Source organism: Maricaulis virginensis, assembly GCF_027922185.1.
In the GTDB taxonomy this organism is placed as follows: domain Bacteria; phylum Pseudomonadota; class Alphaproteobacteria; order Caulobacterales; family Maricaulaceae; genus Maricaulis; species Maricaulis virginensis.
Genome location: NZ_BSFE01000004.1, coordinates 1 through 20701 on the forward strand (window position 1 = coordinate 1; position 20701 = coordinate 20701).

Annotated in this window: 19 protein-coding genes; 7 read left to right on the plus strand and 12 right to left on the minus strand. The window is 66.0% G+C overall.

The features are described 5' to 3' along the window. Nucleotides 1-137: 137 nt before the first annotated feature. From PKE71_RS08380 to PKE71_RS08405, 6 genes are all read right to left on the minus strand, one after another. Nucleotides 138-1253 (minus strand): AI-2E family transporter, encoded by a 1116-nt coding sequence (locus PKE71_RS08380; protein WP_271186512.1) that lies wholly within the window; start codon nucleotides 1251-1253, stop codon nucleotides 138-140. 180 nt (nucleotides 1254-1433) lie between these two features. Next, nucleotides 1434-3029: a TRAP transporter large permease gene (locus tag PKE71_RS08385; protein ID WP_271186513.1), complete on the minus strand. Its 1596-nt coding sequence runs from the start codon at nucleotides 3027-3029 to the stop codon at nucleotides 1434-1436. Nucleotides 3030-3033: 4 nt separating this feature from the next. Then, a complete protein-coding gene (locus PKE71_RS08390; RefSeq protein ID WP_271186514.1) occupies nucleotides 3034-3813 on the minus strand; it encodes a TRAP transporter small permease subunit in 780 nt (259 codons plus the stop codon). Between the two features lie 5 nt (nucleotides 3814-3818). Further along, nucleotides 3819-4940 carry a TRAP transporter substrate-binding protein gene (locus PKE71_RS08395; protein ID WP_271186515.1) on the minus strand — a complete coding sequence of 374 codons (1122 nt, stop codon included), beginning with the start codon at nucleotides 4938-4940 and terminating at the stop codon, nucleotides 3819-3821. A gap of 43 nt (nucleotides 4941-4983) precedes the next feature. Continuing rightward, a complete protein-coding gene (locus tag PKE71_RS08400; RefSeq protein ID WP_271186516.1) occupies nucleotides 4984-5739 on the minus strand; it encodes an arginyltransferase in 756 nt (251 codons plus the stop codon). Between the two features lie 42 nt (nucleotides 5740-5781). Beyond that, nucleotides 5782-7626 carry an SLC13 family permease gene (locus PKE71_RS08405; protein ID WP_271186517.1) on the minus strand — a complete coding sequence of 615 codons (1845 nt, stop codon included), beginning with the start codon at nucleotides 7624-7626 and terminating at the stop codon, nucleotides 5782-5784. 197 nt (nucleotides 7627-7823) lie between these two features. On the opposite strand from PKE71_RS08405, the gene chrA reads away from it, so the two are divergent. Beyond that, a complete protein-coding gene (gene chrA, locus PKE71_RS08410) occupies nucleotides 7824-9038 on the plus strand; it encodes a chromate efflux transporter (RefSeq protein WP_271186518.1) in 1215 nt (404 codons plus the stop codon). Between the two features lie 31 nt (nucleotides 9039-9069). Here the strand turns inward: chrA and PKE71_RS08415 are convergent, their stop codons facing one another. After that, complete coding sequence (locus PKE71_RS08415) at nucleotides 9070-10002, minus strand: flagellar motor protein MotB (protein ID WP_271186519.1); 933 nt, start codon at nucleotides 10000-10002, stop codon at nucleotides 9070-9072. A gap of 90 nt (nucleotides 10003-10092) precedes the next feature. Between PKE71_RS08415 and PKE71_RS08420 the strand changes: the two genes are divergently transcribed. Beyond that, complete coding sequence (locus PKE71_RS08420) at nucleotides 10093-10557, plus strand: flavin reductase family protein (protein ID WP_373878803.1); 465 nt, start codon at nucleotides 10093-10095, stop codon at nucleotides 10555-10557. Here the strand turns inward: PKE71_RS08420 and PKE71_RS08425 are convergent. Further along, nucleotides 10539-12863 (minus strand): penicillin acylase family protein, encoded by a 2325-nt coding sequence (locus PKE71_RS08425; RefSeq protein ID WP_271186521.1) that lies wholly within the window; start codon nucleotides 12861-12863, stop codon nucleotides 10539-10541. The two genes, PKE71_RS08420 and PKE71_RS08425, sit on opposite strands and share 19 nt — an antisense overlap. 61 nt (nucleotides 12864-12924) lie before the next feature. On the opposite strand from PKE71_RS08425, the gene PKE71_RS08430 reads away from it, so the two are divergent. The 4 genes from PKE71_RS08430 to PKE71_RS08445 are packed head-to-tail and all read left to right on the plus strand — an operon-like array spanning nucleotide 12925 to nucleotide 15983. After that, nucleotides 12925-13788 (plus strand): NAD(P)-dependent oxidoreductase, encoded by an 864-nt coding sequence (locus PKE71_RS08430; protein WP_271186522.1) that lies wholly within the window; start codon nucleotides 12925-12927, stop codon nucleotides 13786-13788. Continuing rightward, nucleotides 13785-14303: a hypothetical protein gene (locus tag PKE71_RS08435; RefSeq protein WP_271186523.1), complete on the plus strand. Its 519-nt coding sequence runs from the start codon at nucleotides 13785-13787 to the stop codon at nucleotides 14301-14303. Before PKE71_RS08430 ends, PKE71_RS08435 begins: the two co-directional genes overlap by 4 nt. A gap of 7 nt (nucleotides 14304-14310) precedes the next feature. Then, nucleotides 14311-15357 (plus strand): TIGR00341 family protein, encoded by a 1047-nt coding sequence (locus tag PKE71_RS08440; protein WP_271186524.1) that lies wholly within the window; start codon nucleotides 14311-14313, stop codon nucleotides 15355-15357. Next, nucleotides 15354-15983, plus strand: a complete 630-nt coding sequence (locus tag PKE71_RS08445) for a trimeric intracellular cation channel family protein (protein WP_271186525.1) — start codon at nucleotides 15354-15356, stop codon at nucleotides 15981-15983. Before PKE71_RS08440 ends, PKE71_RS08445 begins: the two co-directional genes overlap by 4 nt. Before the next feature lie 92 nt (nucleotides 15984-16075). Here PKE71_RS08445 and PKE71_RS08450 read toward each other — a convergent pair whose 3' ends face one another. The 4 genes from PKE71_RS08450 to hemB form a co-directional block, all read right to left on the minus strand. Then, nucleotides 16076-16408: a hypothetical protein gene (locus PKE71_RS08450; protein ID WP_271186526.1), complete on the minus strand. Its 333-nt coding sequence runs from the start codon at nucleotides 16406-16408 to the stop codon at nucleotides 16076-16078. Nucleotides 16409-16557: 149 nt separating this feature from the next. Next, complete coding sequence (locus tag PKE71_RS08455) at nucleotides 16558-17712, minus strand: trans-sulfuration enzyme family protein (protein ID WP_271186527.1); 1155 nt, start codon at nucleotides 17710-17712, stop codon at nucleotides 16558-16560. 113 nt (nucleotides 17713-17825) lie between these two features. Then, nucleotides 17826-18116 carry a hypothetical protein gene (locus tag PKE71_RS08460; RefSeq protein WP_271186528.1) on the minus strand — a complete coding sequence of 97 codons (291 nt, stop codon included), beginning with the start codon at nucleotides 18114-18116 and terminating at the stop codon, nucleotides 17826-17828. Nucleotides 18117-18380: 264 nt separating this feature from the next. Further along, complete coding sequence (gene hemB, locus PKE71_RS08465; RefSeq protein WP_271186529.1) at nucleotides 18381-19361, minus strand: porphobilinogen synthase; 981 nt, start codon at nucleotides 19359-19361, stop codon at nucleotides 18381-18383. 155 nt (nucleotides 19362-19516) lie between these two features. Here hemB and PKE71_RS08470 point away from each other — a divergent pair, with 155 nt between their 5' ends. Beyond that, nucleotides 19517-20653 carry an isobutyryl-CoA dehydrogenase gene (locus PKE71_RS08470; protein ID WP_271186530.1) on the plus strand — a complete coding sequence of 379 codons (1137 nt, stop codon included), beginning with the start codon at nucleotides 19517-19519 and terminating at the stop codon, nucleotides 20651-20653. The last annotated feature ends 48 nt before the right edge of the window (nucleotides 20654-20701 follow it).

Below are 20701 nucleotides of genomic sequence, written 5' to 3' on the forward strand. Positions count from 1 at the left end.
GCTTCAAGTGGGCCGCTGCCGCGGCCGCCCCTCATCCGGGCTCCGCCCACCTTCTCCCCGGCCGGGGAGAAGGGGTGTTCAGGTTTTGCGCTTTCACCCTCCGCATTTCTCCCGGCCGGTGGGAGAGAGAATGATATTTACGGCTCTTCCATAGGCGTGTTGTCGCCGGTTTCCTCCTCCTCAGCCTCCTCTTCCAGAAGCCCCGAATACGTCTCCCGGAAGATGTACCAGACCGAGGTGAAGAGCGCGGCCACCACCGGGCCGATGATGATGCCGACGGCGCCGAACAGGGTCAGCCCGCCCAGGGTGGAGATCAGCACCATCAGGTCGGACATGCGCGCATCCTTGCCCACCAGGGCCGGGCGCAGGAGATTGTCGGAGGTCGAGACGACGATGGCGCCCCATACGGCCAGCGCGATACCGGGCACGACCTGGCCTGAGGCCGTCAGCCAGATTGCGGCGGGCACCCAGACCAGCGGCGGGCCGATCATCGGGATGATCGAGAGGAGGGCGGTCACCGCGCCCCAGAAGATCGCGCCCGGCACACCGGCAACATAGAGGCCGGCCCCGGTCAGCGCACCCTGGACGAGGGCGATGACGAAGGTGCCCTTCACGGTCGCGCGGATGGTGGAGATGGCGCGTTCGGCGAGGAGGTCGCGATCCTCGCCGGTCATCGGCAGCAGGCTGAGCGCCTGGTGTGCGCTCTTGCGGCCGGTCAGCAGGAAATAATACAGCGCATAGACCAGGATGAAGAAGTTCAGCGTGGCAACGAGGAAGCCGCCCGTGCCGGCGCGCAGGCTGGACACGAGGAGCCGCCCCACCGTGCCGGCCAGATTGCCCAGCTGGGTGGTGATCGTGGCCTGGTACTGGATGATGGTCTCGCGGAAGGGCATCCAGTCGGGCAGGCCGTAAAGCCCGTCATCGCGGATCTGGGAGACCTGTTCCTGCACCCAGGGCGTGACGCGCTGGGTGATGTCGATCGCCTGTTCGGCGACCACGCCGAGCAGGATCGCCGAGGGTATGACGAAAGCGAGCAGGGCACCGGTCACCAGCAGGATTGCAGCCAGCTTGGGGCGCTCGCCCATATGTGCCGCCAGCCAGCGATGCGGGCCCGACAGGAAGAGCGCGATTACCCCGGCCAGGAAGAGCGTGGCCAGATAGTCCCGGATCATCCAGGCGAAGACCGCCGTGATCGCGAGCGCCAGCACGGCGATGAAAACCCGTTCCAGCTCGATCTTGTTCAGCGCGGTCATCGAACGGATATCCTTCGTTTTCGTCCTCCCCCTTGATGGGGGAGGTGGGCCGGGGCGCAGCCCCGGGTCGGAGGGGGTGGGGGCAAGGCCATCGTGAACCTTTCACCACCGGGATTCACCCCTTCCGTCCGGCTGCGCCGGACACCTTCCCCGTCAAGGGGAAGGACCAGGTGAATCCATCTACCCATAAAGCCAGTTCGGCAGGGCTGTGGCCAGCCAGGGCAGGGCCGCAACCGCGACAATTGCCAGCAGCTGGATGATCACGAAGGGGATGGCGCCGCGATAGATGTCGGTCGTCTTCACCGCCTCCGGCGCCACGCCGCGCAGATAGAAGAGCGCAAAGCCGAAGGGCGGGGTAAGGAAGCTGGTCTGCAAATTCATCGCCATCAGCACGCCCAGCCAGACCGGATCGACGCCCATCATCAGGAGGATCGGTGCCACGATCGGCACCACCACGAAGGTGATCTCGATGAAGTCGAGGAAGAAGCCGAGGACGAACATCACCAGCATGACCACGGCCAGCGCGCCGAACACGCCGCCGGGCACGGCCTCGAGGGCGGCCTGTACGGTCTCGTCGCCGCCCAGCTCGCGGAAGATCAGCGAGAACAGCGAGGCGCCGATCAGGATCACGAAGACCATGGCGGAAATGGTTGCCGTGGAGGTCATCACCTCGTCCAGCACGCCATTGCGCTTGAGACGCCACAGGCTCCAGCCGGCGCCCAGCAGGGTGAGGGTGACCAGCGCACCGGCGGCGATACCGCCCAGCGTGCCCAGATCGGCGACATAGATCCGGCTGTCCGAGCCGATATTGGCGACGACCACCAGGCCGATCAGCGCAATCAGGGCGACAAGGCCGGCATAGCTGGCCAGCTGGCCGAGCGGCGGATTGCCGTCGCGGCCGGCATTGCGCGCGCCGGCAATGAAGCTGGCCCCCACGGCGCCGACACCGGCGGCTTCGGTGGGGGTCGCCAGCCCGGCGAGGATCGAGCCGAGCACGGCGATGATCAGCGCCAGCGGCGGCAGGAGGGCGTGCAGGATGGCGCCCCAGTCGGCATGGGCTTCGCTGGCCGGCGCGGCGGGCGCGCTCTCCGGCTTCCAGATCGCCATCACGATCTGGTAGGCGATATAGAGCCCGACCAGCATCAGGCCCGGGATCAGTGCGCCGGCAAAAAGGTCGCCGACCGAGACGATGTCCGGCGAGAAAATGCCCTGGGCGCGCTGGGCTTCCTGGTAGGCATTGGAGATCTGGTCACCCAGCAGCACCAGCACGATCGATGGCGGGATGATCTGGCCCAGCGTGCCCGAGGCCGCGATCGATCCGGCGGCGAGGGCGGGATCATAGCCGCGCTTGAGCATGGTGGGCAGGGAGAGAAGGCCCATCGTCACCACGGTGGCGCCGACAATGCCGGTCGAGGCGGCCAGCAGCGCGCCGACCACGATAACGGAAATCCCCAGCCCGCCGCGCAGCGTGCCGAAGAGCGCGCCCATCGCTTCGAGCAATTCCTCGGCGATGCGGGATTTTTCCAGCATCACGCCCATGAAGACAAAGAGCGGCACGGCGACCAGGATCTGCCGGTCCATCTCCATCAGATTGCCGTAGATACGCTGCGGGAAAGCGCGGAAATGGATCGGGTCGAACAGGCCCATGGAGATGCCCAGGAGGGCAAAGCCCAGGGCGACACCGGCCAGGGTGAAAGCGACCGGATAGCCGCGCAGCAGCGCCGCAAAGGCGGCGATGAACATCAGGAAGGGCAGGATCTCGACGAAGAAGCTCATGGCGTCAGACCTCGCCCTTGAACGTATCGGGCAGGGGCGGCGGGGTTTCCCTGCCGATCGTCATGGCGGCGCGGGCGGCCATCGAAAAGCCCTGCAGGATCATCATGACGGCAAACACCGGAATGGCGGTCTTCAGCAGAAAGACGAAAGGCAGGCCGTCGCTTTCGCGCGATTGCTCGAGGATCCGCCAGGTGGAGTTCATATAGCCGGTCGAGGACCACAGGATGAGAAAGCTCATCGGCATCAGGGCGAGATAGGTGCCGATCAGGTCGGTCCAGGCCTTGCCGCGCTCGCTGAGCTTTTCATAGATCACGTCGACGCGCACATGGCCGCCATTGAGAAGCGCCGAGGCCGAGGCGAGCAGGAAGAGCAGGGCGTGCATGTAGATCACGCTCTCCTGCAGCTTGGTCGAGGCATAGCCGAAGACATAGCGCTGGATCACGATCACCGCGGTGGCGACCACGAGGCCGAGGGCGAACCAGCGCGCCGCGCCGCCGATGGTCAGGGTGATGCGGTCGAGAATGCCGATCAGGCTGCGTTCGAAATTCCATGCCCCGGCGGGCACCGACAGGAAACGCCCCATCAGCGCGGTGAGCAGCGGCAGCAGCAGGACGGGCGAGATGAAGAGGCCGATCCGCATCAGCCAGCCGCCCAGCGCCTGTGCCCAGCCGGCCAGGTGCGCATTGGCCCGGCCCGCAATGGCGCCGCCGGTGGCGGCGTCCAGCGCGGTCAGGACGATGATGATGGCCAGAACGGCCAGGATCAGGCGGTCACCGGGGCGCATGGGCGTCAGCCGCCCAGCACGCGTTCGCGCTGGACCATGTAGGGCATTTCGGAAACCCGGCCCCACTGGCGCATCTTGTTGCGCGCATCCAGATAGCTCTCATAGACGCGGCGGGTCATCGCATCGGCATTGCCGGTATCGGCGACGACCTGTTCGGAAATCTCGCCGATCCGCGTCCAGATCTCGTCGGAGAAGCGGCGCAGTTCGACGCCATGCTCGTTGACGAGCACGTCGAGCGCGATGCCGTTCTGGTGCTGGAATTCGGCGAGGGAGAGATTGTTCGCCGTCAGACAGGCCGACTGGATGATCGCCTTGTGATCGTCGGCCAGTTCGTCCCAGACGGTACGGTTCATGCCGACACCCAGGCAGGAGCCCGGCTCGTGGAAGCCCGGACCGTAATAATAGGGCGCCTCGCGGTAGAAGCCGAAGGCGAGGTCATTCCAGGGACCGACCCATTCGGTGGCGTCGATCGTGCCGTTCTGCAGTGCCGGATAGATTTCCCCGCCGGAGAGGGTAACGGCCGCGCCGCCCAGCTCGCGCAGCACGTTTCCGCCCAGCCCGGGGATACGCATGCGCAGACCGCGGAAATCGTCCAGCGTGTTGATCTCGCGCTTGAACCAGCCGCCCATCTGGTGGCCGGAATTGCCGGCCTGGAAGGGTTTGATATTGAACTGGCCGGCCAGCTCGTCCCACAGCGCCTGGCCGCCGCCATATTCCACCCAGCCCATGATCTCGTAGGCGGTCATGCCCATCGGCACGGCGGTGAAGAAGTTGAAGGCCGGCGACTTGCCCTGCCAGTAATATTCCGCGCCGTGATACATGTCGGCCGTGCCTTCGGAGACGGCATCGAAAGCCTCGAAAGCGCTGACGATCTCGCCGGCGGCATAGACGCGCACATCCAGCGAACCGCCGGACATGCGGTTGATATAGGCGGCGACATTGTTGGCGGCGGTGCCCAGGCCGGGGAAATTGGCCGGCCAGGTCGTCACCATGCGCAGGCGTTTCACGCCGCGATTGACCGCCGGTGCGGCCGGTCCGGCCGCGTTCTCCTGCCCCGTCTCCCCGCAGGCAGTTGCCACCGTCGCAGCGGCGACGGCGCCGCCGCTGATGAATGTGCGTCGATCCATGTCTCTCCCCCTTGAGGATCGTGCCCGCCCGTTCCGGCCGGTGTCAGTCCTCGTCGTTTTCGTCCTCATGGTTAGCGAGTTCGCCATAGGCCTGCCAGCCTGACGGCGTGAGGACTTGCAGCGGCTGGTAGGCCGCCTTGTAACCCATCTTGCGGCTGCCGCGCACCCAATAGCCCAGATAGACGAAGGGCAGGCCGGCCGCTTCGGCCTGGCGCACGGCGTCCAGGATCATGAAGGCGCCCAGGCTGCGTTTCTCCTCGTCCGGATCGAAATAGCTGTAGATCAGCGAAAGACCGTCCTTGAGCACATCGGTCAGCACCGCCGCGACGAGCGTCCCCGAGGCGTCGCGGTATTCGGTGACATGGGTGCGCTGGGCGCCTTCCTCGACCATCATGACGTATTCGCCGAAGGACATGCCGGCCATGTCGCCATCGCCGTGGCGGCTGTCCAGATAGCGGCTGAGCAGCTCGTACTGCTCCATTGTCGCCGTCTGGGTCTCGGTGGAGACGGTGAGATCGTCATTGCGGTTGAGATTCTTGCGCCAGCGGCGCTTCCACTCGAAATCGCCGGCGTCGATGCGCACCGACTTGCAGGCGTCGCAGGCCTCGCAGGCCGGACGGTAGAGCACGCCCTGGCTGCGGCGGAAGCCGGCATGGGTCAGGGCGTCATTGAGCGCCGGCCCTTCGCCCAGATCGATCCGGGTAAAGACTTTTCGCTCCCAGCGCCCGGGCAGATACGGGCACGGCGCTGCCGCCGTCAGGAAGAAGGGAATTTGCCGTGTCGCGAATGGATGGGTCACTGCGCGCTCTTCGACTCAGCTGTACCGGACCGTCATGCTAACTCACACCAGATCGAAGGCGTAGAGGAGAGAAATGTAAAGGGTGAAGGCGATCCAGAACAACACCACCATCGGTGCGCCCGCCCGGATATAGTCCATGAAGCGATAGTGGCCGGGGCCCATCACGAGAAGATTGGTCTGATAACCGATCGGCGTCGCAAAACAGGTGTTGGCAGCAAACAGCACGGTCAGGGCAAACAGTGAAGGGTCGGCACCGATCTGGTTGGCCGCCCCGACTGCGATCGGGGTGAACAGGATCGCAGTGGCGCTGTTGGACAGGACGTTCGTCAGCAATGCGATCAGGATGAACATGGCCGACATCAGCACGACCGGCCCGAAAGGCGAGAAGACCGTAACGACCCCCGTCGCCAGCAGGTCGGCCCCGCCGGTGATCTGCAGCGCCGTGCCCAAGGCAATCGCCGAGCCGATCAGCAGATAGATGCGGATGTCGACGGCACGCGCCGCCTGGCGGGTGTTGAGACAGCCGCCGGCAATCATCGCCACGGCACCGAGGAAGGAGGCCAGCGCGATCGGCATCAGCGAGGTCGCGGCCGCAATCACCACACCGGCGAAGATGGCGCGCGCGACATTGGCGCGGCGCGGATCGGCGAGAGCCGTGGTCGCCCATTCCATCAGCAGAAGGTCGCGGTCGGACCGCAGCTGGCGCATCGAGCTCGTCGAGCCGAACAGCAGCAGCGTATCGCCGGCCTCGAGCCGGATCTCGCCCATGCGCGAGCGGATCATGCGGCTGCGGCGCTGGATGCCCAGCACGATACAGCCCGTGGCATGACGGAAACCGATCTGCTGGATGGTGCGGCCGATCAGGCGCGAACCAGGGGCCACCACGGCTTCAGTGATCATCAGGCTGTCGCCCGGGGTCGGATTCTCGCCGGGGCCCGAGGCCTCGAGCATGCCGCGCATGAAGTCGGCGCGCTTGGACAGGAGGTTGGACAGGGTCTGGCGGGTGGCGGCAACGATCACCAGGTCGCCGGCCTTAAGCTCGATCTGGTCGAAGGGCGGCAGCAGGGCGTGCTCGCCGCGCTGGATCATGCGCACCGTCATGTCGGGCAGGTCGGCAAACATGCCCGCGACGGGACGCTTGCCGGCCAGCGGGTGGTCGGCGGTCACCTCGATCTGGGCGATGTATTGCCGGCCTTCGCCGGAGCCGGCCAGCTCGCCCTCCATCGTGTCACGGTCGGGCAGCAGGCGCGGCAGGACGAAGACGATGTAGACGAGGCCGAAGGCGGCGAGGAAAAGGCCCGGCACGGTCGGTGTGAAGAAGTCGAGGCTGACGCCGGAAATCGTGCGCAGCTGTTCGGCGACCAGCAGGTTGGTCGAGGAGCCGATCAGCGTCGTCATGCCGGCCAGGATGCAGACATAGCTCAACGGGATCATCAGCTTGGACGGGCTTTTCTCCATCCGCCGCGCGATCGCCACGAGAATCGGCACGAACATCACCACGACCGGCGTATTGTTGATGAAGGCGCTCACCACGAAGACGAAGGCGAACATCGCGATCAGCGTGCCGCGCGGCCGCTGGTCGTAGGAGGAGAGGAGGAACTGGGTCGGCCCCTCCATCGCGCCGGTCTGGAATATGCCCTGGCCGACAATCAGCAGGCACAGGATGGTGAAGAGTGCGGGATTCGCAAATCCCTCCAGAAGGGCGGCGATGCTGGGCCGGCCGTCTTCCAGGGGAAAGAAATGGAAGAACAGCATGAGCGCCGCCACGATCGAGGCCGAAACGATCTCGATCGGGAACCGGTCCCACACGAAGAAGACAATTGCGACGACCAGGCCGCCGAGAATTGCCCACATCTGCCAGACGTCTAGCGACGCGCTTTCTATCATTTTGATTTCAGGAGGCTATGGATCCGACATGTGCGATCCACGACGCTACCACGCGTTATGTGCGCTTGCGAAGCCCCCGCCTGCCGCTGCCGCGCAATCGATCGCTTGCGGTCGGACCGGCTGTATTCTCTCTTGGCGTTGGAATGCCGGACCTGTAGCGGGCGACCCGGCCCGGGGCTGGTGAGGTGGATGCGAATATGAATGAAACGACGCAGTCATCGCGCCGGCAGGGCAGCCCGCTTGAGGTCTTCCTTGTCTTTCTCAGGCTGGGACTGATGTCGTTCGGCGGACCGATCGCGCATCTGGGCTATTTCCGCGACGAACTGGTCACGCGGCGCGGCTGGCTGTCGGAACAGGCCTATGGCGATCTCGTTGCTCTGTGCCAGTTCCTGCCGGGGCCGGCGTCGTCCCAGGCCGGTTTCGCACTCGGTCTGATGCGTGCTGGCTGGCTCGGGGGGCTCGCAGCCTTCCTGGCCTTCACCCTGCCGTCTGCATTGCTTCTGTTTAGCCTCGCCCTGTCTGCCGGAAGTCTGGCGGGGCCCGTCGCAGCGGGGATGGTCCATGGCCTCAAGATCGTTGCCGTGGCTATCGTGTTCCAGGCCGTGTGGGGCATGGCCCGGGTCTTCTGTCCCGACCCTGCGCGCGCGAGTATTGCCGTCGCTGCGGTGGCCATGCTGGCTTTCATTCCCGGCACATTCGGACTGACCGGCGCGATCGCACTGGGCGGATCGGCCGGTTTCCTGCTGGGCCGGGGCGCGGGCGTGCCGGCTGGCGGGCGGATCGGCTTGCCGGTATCTCCAGGCACGGGTATCGCCGCGCTTTCAGTCTTCCTTGTATTGCTCGTTCTGCTGCCGCTCGTGTCCGGGCAGTCACCGGTGCTGGCGATCCTCGACGGGTTCTATCGGGCAGGCGCCCTGGTGTTCGGTGGCGGCCATGTCGTGCTGCCTCTGTTACAGGCGGAGGTCGTTGGTCCCGGCTGGGTTTCCGGGGATGCTTTCCTGTCCGGTTATGGCGCCGCACAGGCCGTGCCGGGGCCGCTCTTCACCTTTGCTGCCTATCTCGGCGCCTTGCTGGACCCGGCGCCGAATGCGGTTGCCGGGGCCTTGCTCGCGCTGCTGGCGTTATTTCTCCCCGGATTCCTGGTTCTGATTGCCGTATTGCCCTTCTGGGACAGGTTGCGGGCGCTCTCGTGGGCACAGTCCGTCCTGCAGGGGACCAATGCGGCCGTGGTCGGGATTCTCGGCGCGGCCTTGTATTCGCCGGTCTTTACCAGCGCCATCGGCGATGTGCGGGATCTGCTTCTCGCGCTGATCTGCGTCCTCGCCCTGATGTCGTGGAAATTGCCGCCGTGGGCCGTAGTCCTGATCGCGGCGGTTGGCGGCACGGGGCTCGAACTCGCCGGCAGGCTATAGGCGCCCCGGCGGGCCGGAGTGGTACTCCGTCCTAGAGTTCGTGCCCCCGGGGCAGGACCGGGGCTTCGCGCAGGAGCACGATGGAGATCCGGCGATTGCCCGGCATGTAGGGATCGTCCGGATAGAGCGGTTCCGAACCGGCCTTGCCGCGCACTTCATAAATGCGGTCGTTCGAGATGCCCGAGGTCTGCAGGACGCGGCGGGCGGAATTGGCCCGGTCGGAGGACAATTCCCAATTGGTATAGCTGCCGCCGGTCGAGGGCGCGCTGTCGGTATGACCGGCGATCGACAGCCGGTTCGGCAGGCGTTCGGCAATGCGGGCGACGGCGCGCAGCAGGGTGATGGCGCGGTCGGTCGGCTCGGTTGCGCCCGGATTGAACATCGGGCGGCCTTCCTGGTCGATCAGCTGGATGCGCAGGCCTTCCGGCGTCTCGTCGACAATGATGTGGTTGGACAGTTCGGCCAGTTCCGGCATGTCCTGCATCGCCTGGCGCAGGGACATGGCGGCCGAGTGAAGCTGGGCCGCATCGCGGCGGGCCTGGGCCTCGGCCATGGCAGACGCCATCACCTGGGCGGCGGATTCCTGGATTTCGTCCGGCGATTCCGGCGAGCCTTCCGGCGTCTGCTGGCGGTCGCGGTCATTGAGCTGCGGGGCCGACGGGGCGAGGCGCTGGCGCATCGAGCTGTCGCCGGAACCCTGCACGCCGTCATCGCCCGGTGCGGTACCGGCCAGCGGTGCGCCGGAACCCGAGTTCGCCGGCGAGACGCTGGCGGGCGCGAAATAGTCGGCAATGCCGCGCTTTTGTTCCGGCGTGGTCGTGTTGATCAGCCACATCAGAAGGAAGAAGGCCATCATCGCGGTCACGAAGTCGGCATAGGCCACTTTCCAGGCGCCGCCATGGTGGCCGCCGCCTCCGCCCTTTACGACTTTCTTGATGACAATCGGCTGATCTTTCGACGCCATGTCCACCCGCCTTGTTTCCTTATCCCTCCCTCCTGTAGACGGTTAGCGTTAAGGCCAGGTTTCAAAATCCCAGCTTGCGAGGTCAGCCCCTTGATCGACAGCCGCGAATTCAGAGATGCACTCGGGCGCTTTCCGACCGGCGTAACCATCGTGTCGGCCTTTCACGAAGGCCGGGCTGTCGGGATGACCGTGAATTCTTTCGCTTCGGTCTCGCTCAATCCGCCTCTGGTGCTGTGGTCGATCGAGTGCGAGACCGAGCGCTACGCGATGTTCCGGCACGCGCAGACCTACGCCATCAATGTGCTCGCAGCCGACCAGGCGGGGCTGGCCCATGCCTGTGCTCTGCAGCCGGACCTGCGCAATTGCCACGCTGTGTGGACCGGCGAGCAGGCGCCGCTGATCGATGGCGCCGTGGCACATTTCGTGTGCAGGCAGAGCGCCGTGCACCGCGGCGGCGATCATGACATCATCGTCGGCGAGGTGATCGATCTGGACACCCCGCGCGACGTGCCGGCGCTGGTCTTCTACACCTCGACCTATTGCGAGCCGGGCTGAAGCTCCAGCACGCTCATGCCCTCGGGCACGGCATACATCGTCCAGCCGGTCGGGATCTCCACATATTCGCCGCGGCCCCACAGCGGCGCCAGGTCGTCATAATGCCGTGACATGACATTGCCGGACTGGCCCGTCGTGATCATGAAGCGCGAGGCGTCCGGATCCGCCATGTCGTAGAGCGCCCTGTAGGAGGCGCCGTGAAAGGCTTCATAGCCCGGCGTGCGGTAGGAGAAGTGGGCGACATTCACCGTCGAGCCATCGCCCGGGATCGGCGTTTCGATCGTGAACCAGTCCGACAGGACCGGGAAATCGGAAAACGGCGTGTGGGCGTGGCGGGCGTAGTGGGCATCGCCCCAGCGCCAGGCCGGCATGTCGGCCCCGTGATCCGCCATCGTCTGTTCCATGGCGTCGTCGAGGGCCGGGCCCAGAAGGTCCAGGCAGGTTTCCACCGCTTCGGTCGTGCTGTCATCGCACCAGGCGCCCAGATCGCCGGTCAGCACATCGGTCATGAAGACACGGCGGTCGGCATACCAGCGATCGAACAGATCGCCGAGGTCGTCGGCATAGACGGCGCGCGACAGCGACCGCATCCAGGCGGCATAGATCAGCGGTTCGGGCCGGTCGACAGCCATGTCGGCATCCCAGCCGGCGAGCATCGCAAGGGCCTCGCGGCCGGCTTCACTGGCGGGCTCGGCGGTCATCAGGACCGGCAGGACCTGGCGGGCCATCACCGACACCGTGTCGACCTGCAGCGCGGCCATGCTGTCCAGGTCGTGGCGGTCGGTGCTCTCGATACCCTCATAGATGCGCCGGATCCGGTTCACGCCATACCAGTCGCCGGTCAGATAGTGCGGATAGCCGTCCGGCACGATCTTGTTGTTGGCGGTGGCGATGAAGCCGCGCTCGGGATTGCGGGTGTGGGGCAGGTCCTCGAAGGGAATGGTCGAGACCCAGTTGCCGTCGGCATCGCGAACCGGAATGCGCGCCGGGGCGTAGAAACCGATATCCCCGTCGCGTGCGGCAAAGACCATGTTCTGCTGCGGCGCCACGAAATTGCGGACGGCATCGACAAAGTCCTGCCAGTCCTCCCCGGCCAGAATATGCATGCCGACACCGGTCGTCGCGTCGTCCGGCTCGTCGAGCATCCATTGCAGGGCAAAGAAATCGGCGCCCTCGGGCACGGTGTAGGCAGGGAAATGTTCCGGATCGAGCACGGGGCCTGTCGCCGTTTCGCGCCGCGTGATGGTGATGTCGTCACCGAAGCGCACGGCGATGATCTCTTCGCGCGAGCCGGTCACGTCGGCCTCGGTCACGGCGTGCAGATCGCCGACATCGGGACCGGTATTGGTGAAGCCCCAGGCGATATTGTCATTGCGCCCCAGCGTCACGAAAGGCGTGCCGGGCAGGGTGGCGCCGACCGCTGATCCGTCCGGCGATGTGATGCGGGCCAGATACCAGATCGCCGGTGCGCGCAGGCCCAGATGCGGATCATTGGCCAGGATGGGCAGGCCGGACACGGTGCGGCTGCCGGAGAGCACCCAGTTGTTCGATCCGTCACGGCCATTGTCTTCCGGCCCCTGGGTCGGCGTTTCGGTCTCGGGTGTCGCGGCCGTCTCCTCCAGCCCCAGATCGGCCATGGAGAGCGAGCGGGGAGCGTCGTCGGGGTAGCGGCCGATGAATTCCAGCGTGCGCTCGGCGCCCAGACGGGCCTCCAGCGCCGCGCGGCGCGGTTCCTCGAAGGCATTGCCGAACAGGTCGAGCGCGATCGCCTTGTAGACCACCACCGTGTCGGCCGGCGTCCAGGGTTCCGGCTGCATCATCAGGATCTGGAATTCCGGCGGCGCGACAAAGCCCGGGGCGTCGATCACCGCGTTGACGCCGGCGGCATAGGCTTCCAGCGCCGCCCGGATGTCGGCCGGCAGGTTTTCCGCCGCGATGTCCGCCGCCGGGCCGAGCCCCATCGTGCGGAAGAAGATGTCGGAGGAGACGCCGGGCTCGCCCAGCACTTCGGCGACGCGGCCGCGCAGGGCCCGGCGGGTGATCTCCATCTGCCACAGGCGGTCCTGCGCGTGGGCAACACCGAGTGCATAGAAGGCGTCGCGATCGCGGTCGGCGAAGATGTGCGGAATGCCCCAGCTGTCGCGCACGATATGCGCGGTGTTCTGCAGGCCGGGAGCGTCCATCGTGCCGCGTGTCTGCGGCAGCGAGGCGTAGAGACGGTTGCCGACGATAAGCGCCGCGATGACGGCGAGAGCCAGCAGTCCGGCGACAGCCAGACCGGCATAGCGAAGAAGACGTGCGATCATGATGACTTGCTCCCCAATTGCCGGAAGACTAGCAAGGGGGGAACGCAAAGGGGAGAGCTTCATGGCGCGCTGCACGTTTCTCGGTCTGGGAGTGATGGGCTATCCGATGGCGGGCCACCTCGCCGGAGCCGGCCATGACGTCGTCGTCTGGAACCGCACAGCGGCGAAGATGGAGCAATGGGCGGCCGAGCATGGCGGCGTCTCCGCCCCCTCGGTCGAGGCGGCCGTTGCGGATGCGGACTTCGTCTTTGCCTGCCTGGGCGACGATCCCGATGTGCGCAGCGTCGCCGAAAAGGCGATTCCGGCGATGAAGCCGGGCGCGGTGCTGGTCGATCACACCACGGCCTCCGCAGAGCTCGCGCGGGAGCTGGACCAGGCGGCCCGCGATGCCGGGATCGGTTTTCTCGATGCCCCGGTCTCCGGCGGTCAGGCCGGTGCGGAAAACGGCCAGCTGACCATCATGTGCGGTGGCGAGGCCGACACCTTCGCGCGCGCCGAGCCGGTGATGGATGCCTATGCCAAGGCAAGCTCGCTGATCGGTCCGGCCGGTGCCGGGCAGTTGTGCAAGATGGTCAACCAGATCTGCATCGCCGGCATCGTCCAGGGCCTGTCCGAAGGCCTGCACTTCGCCAAGCGGTCGGGGCTGGACCCGGCGCTGGTGATCGGCGCGATCTCCAAGGGCGCAGCGCAGTCCTGGCAGATGGAAAACCGCTGGCAGACCATGGTGAAGGACGAGTTCGACTTCGGCTTTGCCATCGACTGGATGCGCAAGGACCTTCGCATCACGCTGGAAGAGGCCCGCCGCAATGGTGCGCGCCTGCCGGTAGCGGCGCTGGTCGACCAGTTCTACGCCGATGTGCAGGCCATGGGCGGCAATCGCTGGGACACCTCTTCGCTGATCGCGCGGCTGGAGCGTGACCTGTGAGCGATGAGGGCCAGCTGATCCGCACCGATCCGGTCGCGATGGGCGTGTGGAAACGCCTGACTTCGCTGTTCGCGACCTGGCGCATGCTGCTGGCCGGCTTTACCCGGCGCTCCCTGTCGCAGATGGCCAACGACCAGCTGACGCCGCTGACGCGGGCGGTGCACTGGAAGGTCGGGCTGGGCCTGCTGGGCGGGCTGGACGATGCCCAGGTCGAATTCCTGAAAACCTATGCCGCGCTCAATGCGCAACGCGTCGAGCGCGTCTTCCGCACCACGACCCTGCTGCTGGTCTCCGTTCCGGTGGCCGCCGTCTTCGGCATCTCCGAGATCGAGCCGGATTTCTGGGCGCGGATCGGCTTCGAGCGGATCGATACGCTGATCGGTATTCTGGGGGTCTGGATGGTGTGCAGCCTGATGATGATGGGCGCGGCCTGGCGGGCGCGCGATCTGGCCGACCTGCTGGAGTTCGAGCACGCACGCCGCGAGATGCTGGCACGTCGGCGGGGCAAGGCGTGAGCGCAAGATGCGGCTGATCGAGCTGAGTTTCCGGGACGATGCGGCCCTTGTTGACCGCCTGATGGCAGCCAGTGAGCGCGCCGAACCGCTCGATACCGTGCTGAGCGAACCCACCTCGCGCGGCCGGCGCGTGCTGCGTCTGGTCTTCGGCGATGGCGAGGGGCAGGCCGCCATCGATGCCATCAACGGTCTGATGGACGGTCTGGAGGACTGGCGCCTGGTCGTGCTGCCGGTCGAGGCCAGCCTGCCCAAGCCGGCGGCGAAACTGGTCGAGGCTTCGGCGCGCCGCAAATTCATCGCCCTGCGCGAGGAGCTCTACCAGGACGTGGCGGGCGGCGCGAAACTGCATCGCGACTTCCTGCTCCTGACCCTGTTATCCACCATCGTCGCCGTGTTCGGCCTCTCGGCCGACAATGTCGCCGTGGTGATTGGCGCCATGGTGATCGCACCGCTGCTGGGCCCGATCCTGGCCTTCTCCTTTGCTTCGGCGCTGGGCGATCTGGAGCTGATGGCCCGTTCGGCACGCACGGCGCTGGTGGGCCTCGCCTTCGGCATGGCGCTGTCGGCGCTGATCGGCCTGGCTTTCGGCGCGGATCTGACGTCGGAAGAACTCTCCGGCCGCACGGTTGTCGGGCTCGATTCCACCGTGCTCGCCCTGGCGTCGGGGGCGGCCGCAGCGCTGTCGATCGCGACGGGGCTGTCCTCCACCCTGGTGGGCGTGATGGTCGCCGTGGCGCTGCTGCCGCCGGCGGCGACGGCGGGCCTGCTGCTGGGCGCCGGCGAGACCGAACTCGCCCTGCGCGCCGGCCTCCTGCTGGCGATCAATGTGGTCAGCGTCAATCTCGCCGCGCTGCTGGTTTTCTTCTACAAGGGGATAAGGCCGCGCACCTGGCTGGAACGGCGCTCGGCGACCCGGTCGGTCTATATCAATCTGGCGGTCTGGGCCGTGCTGATCGTCGCCCTGACGGGGCTGGCGGTGCTGCTGACGGTCGAGACAGGCGAGGGGGTGCCGATCGTGCCGGCGCTTCCCGAGGCAACAGGAGCGGGGTCATGAATGTCGAATTCCTGTTCACCCTGCTGGATTATGGCGGCATCGCCTTCTTCGCCTATTCCGGCGGCATGCTGGCGGCACGCAAGGCGCTCGACCCGTTCGGTGCCGCCATCGTCGGTGCGGTGACGGGGATGGGTGGCGGCACGCTGCGCGACGTGCTGCTGGGGCAATTGCCGGTCTACTGGGTCGCCGAGCCGAACTATCTCGCGGTCGCCGTCGGCGGCGCGCTGCTGGGTTATTTCACCTCGCCCTGGGCGCAGGCCATCGCCACCCGCCGCGCCGCCCTGATCTGGGCCGACGCGATCGGACTTTCCGTTTTCTGCGTCATCGGAGCCGAGGCCGGTCTGGCCGCCGGGGCGCACTGGACCATTGCCATCCTCACCGGGATGATGAGTGCGGCCTTTGGCGGCCTCCTGCGCGATATCATCGTCAACGACGTGCCGCTGGTGCTGCGCGAGGACATCTACGCCCTCGCGGCGATGGCGGGCGCGGCGGCCTATGTGGCGGGACTGGCCCTGGGCTTCAACCCCAGCGCCGTGACACTGGGGTCGGCGGCTCTTGCACTGATCCTGCGCGGCTGTGCGATCCGGTTCAAATGGTCGCTGCCTGCGGTACGGATCAGCGAATAGGCAATTCGCGGCGCGGCCGGACACGATGAAAGGCGCCGCCGCGATGCAGTCCGGGGCGAGATCCGGACCGGGCGCGGCGGCGCTGAGTGTGTCTACGACTGTGCGGGCATGCCCGGCACGAGGCGTTCGGCCGTCGCCATGACGATCACCATGAGAGACGCCGCCGACAGGACGGCGCCGTAATTGGTGAAGATGGCCGTGAGATACTCGCCCGCCGCCGGTATGACGCCGAGCGCGCCGGCCCCGCCGGCGATCAGGAAGATGGCCGCGAGAATAACGGCGCGGCGATGGTCTCCCTTGATGAAAAAGCCGCTGGCCAGACCCAGCAGCGCCAGTATCAGCCCGCCCCATTCGAAGCCGGATATGAAGGCGAAGACGATAGCGGCGATGGCCGCGACGGCCCAGACGATCTTGTCGAGTGACATGTGGATCTCCCCATTACTTTTCTTGAGTAACGCGTACACGAACCACAACAGAACGCCTGTACCGTAGGCAAATATTTTCAGATTCGACAATAGAGATGTCGAGAAACGTGTGGAGTACTGGGCTTTGGTGTAATGCAGGTAGCGATTGGCTACTCTTTGCTCGTCGCCGCGGCCGCGGCGAGCGCCTGATCGATATCGGCCAGCAGGTCGGCCGGTGTTTCCAGTCCGACCGACAGGCGCACCAGCGCGTCGGGCACCGGGCTGTCGGCTCCCTCGACAGGTTTGCGGTGCTCGATCAGGCTTTCCACCCCGCCCAGCGAAGTCGCCTGGATGAAGATTTTCGTGGCTGCCGCAAAGCGGCGCGCCGCCTCGAAACCGCCGGCCAGTTCGACCGACAGCATGCCGCCGAACCCGCCCGTCATCTGGCGCCGCGCCACATCGTGACCGGGATGGCCGGGAAGTCCGGGATAGTGCACGGCCGCAAGCCGCGTATCGGCGGCCAGCTGTTCGGCCAGCCACAGCGCCGTCCCGCTCTGGCGGGCATAGCGTATATGCAGGGTGCGCAGGCCACGTAGCAGGAGCCAGGTCTCGAAGGCGCCGGGAATGGCGCCGGTTTTGTTGTGGATCTCGCAGATCTCGTCCCAGCGGGTGTCGCTCTTGCGGGTCACAAGCGCGCCGGCAAGCACGTCGGAATGGCCGTTGAGGTATTTGGTCGCCGAATGCATGACGATATCCGCACCCAGCTCCAGCGGCCGCGTGGTGCAGGGCGGGGCGCAGGTTGAGTCGACCGCCAGCGTGGCACCGACGGCATGAGCGATATCGGCCGCCTTGGCGATGTCGACAATCGCCCAGGACGGGTTGGCAGGCGTTTCGATCCAGATCAGGTCGGTGGCGGGACGGGCCGCGGCGGTGAGGGCATCCAGATCGCCCGGCGCAACGAGGTTCAGCGTGATCCGCTTCTTCGCCAGCGCCCGCTGCAAAAGGCCGCGCGCGCCGTAATACATCTCGGTCTGGGCGACGACATGCCCGCCCGTGGGCACGCTCTCCAGCACGGCGGCGATGGCCGCCATGCCCGAGGAAAACAGCCGCGCATCGGCTCCGTCATCCAACATGGCGAGGACCTGCGCTGCCTGCTGCTCGGTCGGTCCTTTCGGGCGGCGGTAATCCTGGGCGCCGATCAGTGCGTTATCGGCATCGCGCGCATAGGTCGTCGAGGTGTGCAGCGGCGGAATGACCGCACCGGTCAGCCGGTCGATCGCATGCATGGCCTGCACGGTACGGGTTTCGCGGGTGGAGGAAGTCATGAGGCACGTCCCGGTGAAGCTGTCGCTATCGGGATATGGGCATGCCGCAGACCGCGTTCGAGGTCAAAGGCTGAACGGGGTGAGTGTCGTCGGGAAGCGGGTCGCAGGACCGGTCAGGTTCGGCGGAGGAGAACGGGGCGCATGCCCTGGATTGCCACCAGGCCGCATCCGGCAATCAGAAGCAGGATCGCGACAACCAGGCTGGTGGGGCCCAGCCACCCGGCCAGCCAGACGAAAATGGGAACGGATGCGAAGGCGATCAGCAGCACGAGCGCCAGCAGCCCGCCGGCCTGCCAGCCCAGAATGGCATCGCACTGACTGCAGGAAAACTGGCTGCCGGTATTCATCCGCCAGATCGTGTTGGCGGGCAGCTTTGCGCTGCAGGCCGGGCAGGTCTTGTGCATGGTAACGTTCCTACTGCGTAAGACCAAGCATAGCACGTCATGACTGCATGAAAACTCAGGGACTTTCTGGCCAATGTCCCGTGTCATCCCTGACGGATGCCCGGCTCCGGGCCGGGCGGAGATCAGGGACCCATAATCCCGGTGCTTCTCCGGACATTCGCTGTACCGGCATCAAGCCTGCTTGTGCGCAAGCCGGGCGTATGGGTCCCGGCACTGCGTCCCGCCGCCGCGGGACTCCGGCCGGGATGACACCGGGGTGGCCGGCTATCCGTTCAGCACTCGCGCCGCCCGCGGTGCGAAATAGGTGATGATCCCTGCGGCGCCCGCGCGCTTGAAGGCGAGGAGGCTTTCCATCATCACGCGTTCGCCGTCGATCCAGGCATTGGCGGCGGCGGCCTCGATCATGGCGTATTCGCCGGAGACCTGGAAGGCGTAGACCGGGACGGGGAAGGTATCGGAAAGGGCGCGGACGATATCGAGATAGGGCAGGCCGGGCTTGACCATCACCATGTCGGCACCCTCGGCGATGTCGAGCTCGACCTCGCGGATCGCCTCGTCGCGATTGGCGGGGTCCATCTGATAGGTCTGCTTGTCGCCTTTCAGGGCCGCCGCCGAGCCGATCGCCTCGCGATAGGGGCCGTAGAAGCCGGAAGCGTATTTGGCGGCGTAGGAGAGGATCATCGTGTCGTGATGGCCGTCCGCTTCCAGCGCGTCGCGGATCGTGCCGATGCGGCCATCCATCATGTCGGACGGGGCGACGACGTCGCAGCCGGCCTGCGCTTGGACCAGGGCCTGGGCGACCAGTTGTTCGACGGTGGCGTCATTGGCGATGCGATCGCCGTCGAGCACGCCGTCATGACCGTGCGTGGTGAAGGGGTCGAGCGCGACATCGCAGATCACACCCACATTGGGTGCAGCCTCCTTGATGGTGCGGATCGCATTCGGCACCAGACCGTCCGGATTGAGGGCCTCGGAACCGGAATCATCCTTCTTCGCCGGATCGATGTGCGGGAAAATCGCCATCGCCGGAATGCCCAGATCCTGGGCTTCCTTCGCCGCCTTCGCCAGTGCGGAAAGCGACAGGCGGTCGACGCCCGGCATCGCCATCACCGGTTCGACCGGATCGGCCGTGTCGGACACCACGACGGACCAGATCAGATCGTTCACTGTCAGGGTATTCTGGCGCACGAGGCGGCGCGACCAGTCGGCCTGACGGGTGCGGCGAAGGCGTGTGGACGGGTACATGGCGGGCGCGTGTCCTTGTCGTCAGAGGCCGGAATGACGGCCGGGGTGTGCGTTATCGAACTTGCCGTGCGCGTCAGCCCGCGTTACGGCTCCGTTCCAGATCGCTTCGGCAAAATTTGTCTCCACAGGACCATATAAGCAACAGGAGCGCTGCGGTGCATTTCGCTCTTACAGAAGATCAGACCCTCATTCGCGACATGGCGAGAAAATTCGCCGAAGACCGTCTCAAGCCCAATGCGGCCCGCTGGGACGAGGAAAAGCACTTCCCCGTCGAGGTGATGCGCGAGGCGGCCGAGCTCGGCTTTGCCGGTATCTACACGCGCGAGGATGTCGGCGGCTCCAATCTGACGCGTCTCGATGCCGCACTCATTTTCGAGGAATTGTCGCGCGGCTGTGTCGCCACGGCGGCCTTCCTGTCGATCCACAATATGTGCGCCTGGATGATCGACACCTGGGGCAATGAGGACCAGCGCCAGCGCTTCCTGCCGCAGATGATGACGATGGAGAAGATCGCGTCCTACTGTCTCACCGAACCGGGTGCGGGCTCGGATGCGGCCAGTCTGAAGACCAGGGCCGTGCGCGACGGCGATCACTACGTGCTCAACGGCGCCAAGGCCTTCATCTCCGGCGCGGGCACGTCCGACTATTACGTCGTCATGTGCCGCACGGGCGGCGAGGGGCCCAAGGGCATCTCGACCATCGTGGTGGAAAAGGACACGCCGGGCCTCTCCTTCGGTGCCAATGAGAAGAAGATGGGCTGGAATGCCCAGCCGACGCGCATCGTCAATTTCGAGGATTGCCGTGTGCCGGCGGAGAACCTGCTCGCCGAAGAGGGCATGGGTTTCACCCTGGCGATGAAGGGGCTGAATGGCGGCCGCATCAATATCGGCGCCTGTTCGCTGGGCGGCGCGACCGAGGCGTTCGAGGTGGCCAAGGCCTATGTCGGCACCCGCAAGCAGTTCGGCCGCGAACTGTCGCAGTTCCAGGTGACCCAGTTCAGGCTGGCCGACATGGCGACCGAGCTGGAGGCGTCGCGCCTGATGCTCTACCGCGCCGCGGCCTCGGTCGATGCCGGCGATCCGTCTGCGGCCAAGTATTGCGCCATGGCCAAGCGGTTCGCGACGGATACGTGTTTCGACGTCGCCAATCAGGCCTTGCAGCTGCATGGCGGCTACGGCTACCTCAAGGATTATCCGCTCGAGCGGATCGTGCGTGACCTGCGCGTCCACCAGATCCTGGAGGGCACGAACGAGATCATGCGCGTCATCATCGCGAAAGATGAGCTGAAATAGGCCGAGCTGAAGCAGGAGAGTATCATCGCCGAGGAAAACCAGCCTGGC

Excerpts from the sequence above, each read along its gene's own strand:
- PKE71_RS08380 (WP_271186512.1), bottom strand. The coding sequence starts at position 1,253 with ATGACCGCGCTGAACAAGATCGAGCTGGAACGGGTTTTCATCGCCGTG.
- PKE71_RS08385 (WP_271186513.1), bottom strand. The coding sequence starts at position 3,029 with ATGAGCTTCTTCGTCGAGATCCTGCCCTTCCTGATGTTCATCGCCGCC.
- PKE71_RS08390 (WP_271186514.1), bottom strand. The coding sequence starts at position 3,813 with ATGCGCCCCGGTGACCGCCTGATCCTGGCCGTTCTGGCCATCATCATC.
- PKE71_RS08395 (WP_271186515.1), bottom strand. The coding sequence starts at position 4,940 with ATGGATCGACGCACATTCATCAGCGGCGGCGCCGTCGCCGCTGCGACG.
- PKE71_RS08405 (WP_271186517.1), bottom strand. The coding sequence starts at position 7,626 with ATGATAGAAAGCGCGTCGCTAGACGTCTGGCAGATGTGGGCAATTCTC.
- chrA (WP_271186518.1), top strand. The coding sequence starts at position 7,824 with ATGAATGAAACGACGCAGTCATCGCGCCGGCAGGGCAGCCCGCTTGAG.
- PKE71_RS08415 (WP_271186519.1), bottom strand. The coding sequence starts at position 10,002 with ATGGCGTCGAAAGATCAGCCGATTGTCATCAAGAAAGTCGTAAAGGGC.
- PKE71_RS08425 (WP_271186521.1), bottom strand. The coding sequence starts at position 12,863 with ATGATCGCACGTCTTCTTCGCTATGCCGGTCTGGCTGTCGCCGGACTG.
- PKE71_RS08430 (WP_271186522.1), top strand. The coding sequence starts at position 12,925 with ATGGCGCGCTGCACGTTTCTCGGTCTGGGAGTGATGGGCTATCCGATG.
- PKE71_RS08440 (WP_271186524.1), top strand. The coding sequence starts at position 14,311 with ATGCGGCTGATCGAGCTGAGTTTCCGGGACGATGCGGCCCTTGTTGAC.
- PKE71_RS08445 (WP_271186525.1), top strand. The coding sequence starts at position 15,354 with ATGAATGTCGAATTCCTGTTCACCCTGCTGGATTATGGCGGCATCGCC.
- PKE71_RS08450 (WP_271186526.1), bottom strand. The coding sequence starts at position 16,408 with ATGTCACTCGACAAGATCGTCTGGGCCGTCGCGGCCATCGCCGCTATC.
- PKE71_RS08455 (WP_271186527.1), bottom strand. The coding sequence starts at position 17,712 with ATGACTTCCTCCACCCGCGAAACCCGTACCGTGCAGGCCATGCATGCG.
- PKE71_RS08460 (WP_271186528.1), bottom strand. The coding sequence starts at position 18,116 with ATGCACAAGACCTGCCCGGCCTGCAGCGCAAAGCTGCCCGCCAACACG.
- hemB (WP_271186529.1), bottom strand. The coding sequence starts at position 19,361 with ATGTACCCGTCCACACGCCTTCGCCGCACCCGTCAGGCCGACTGGTCG.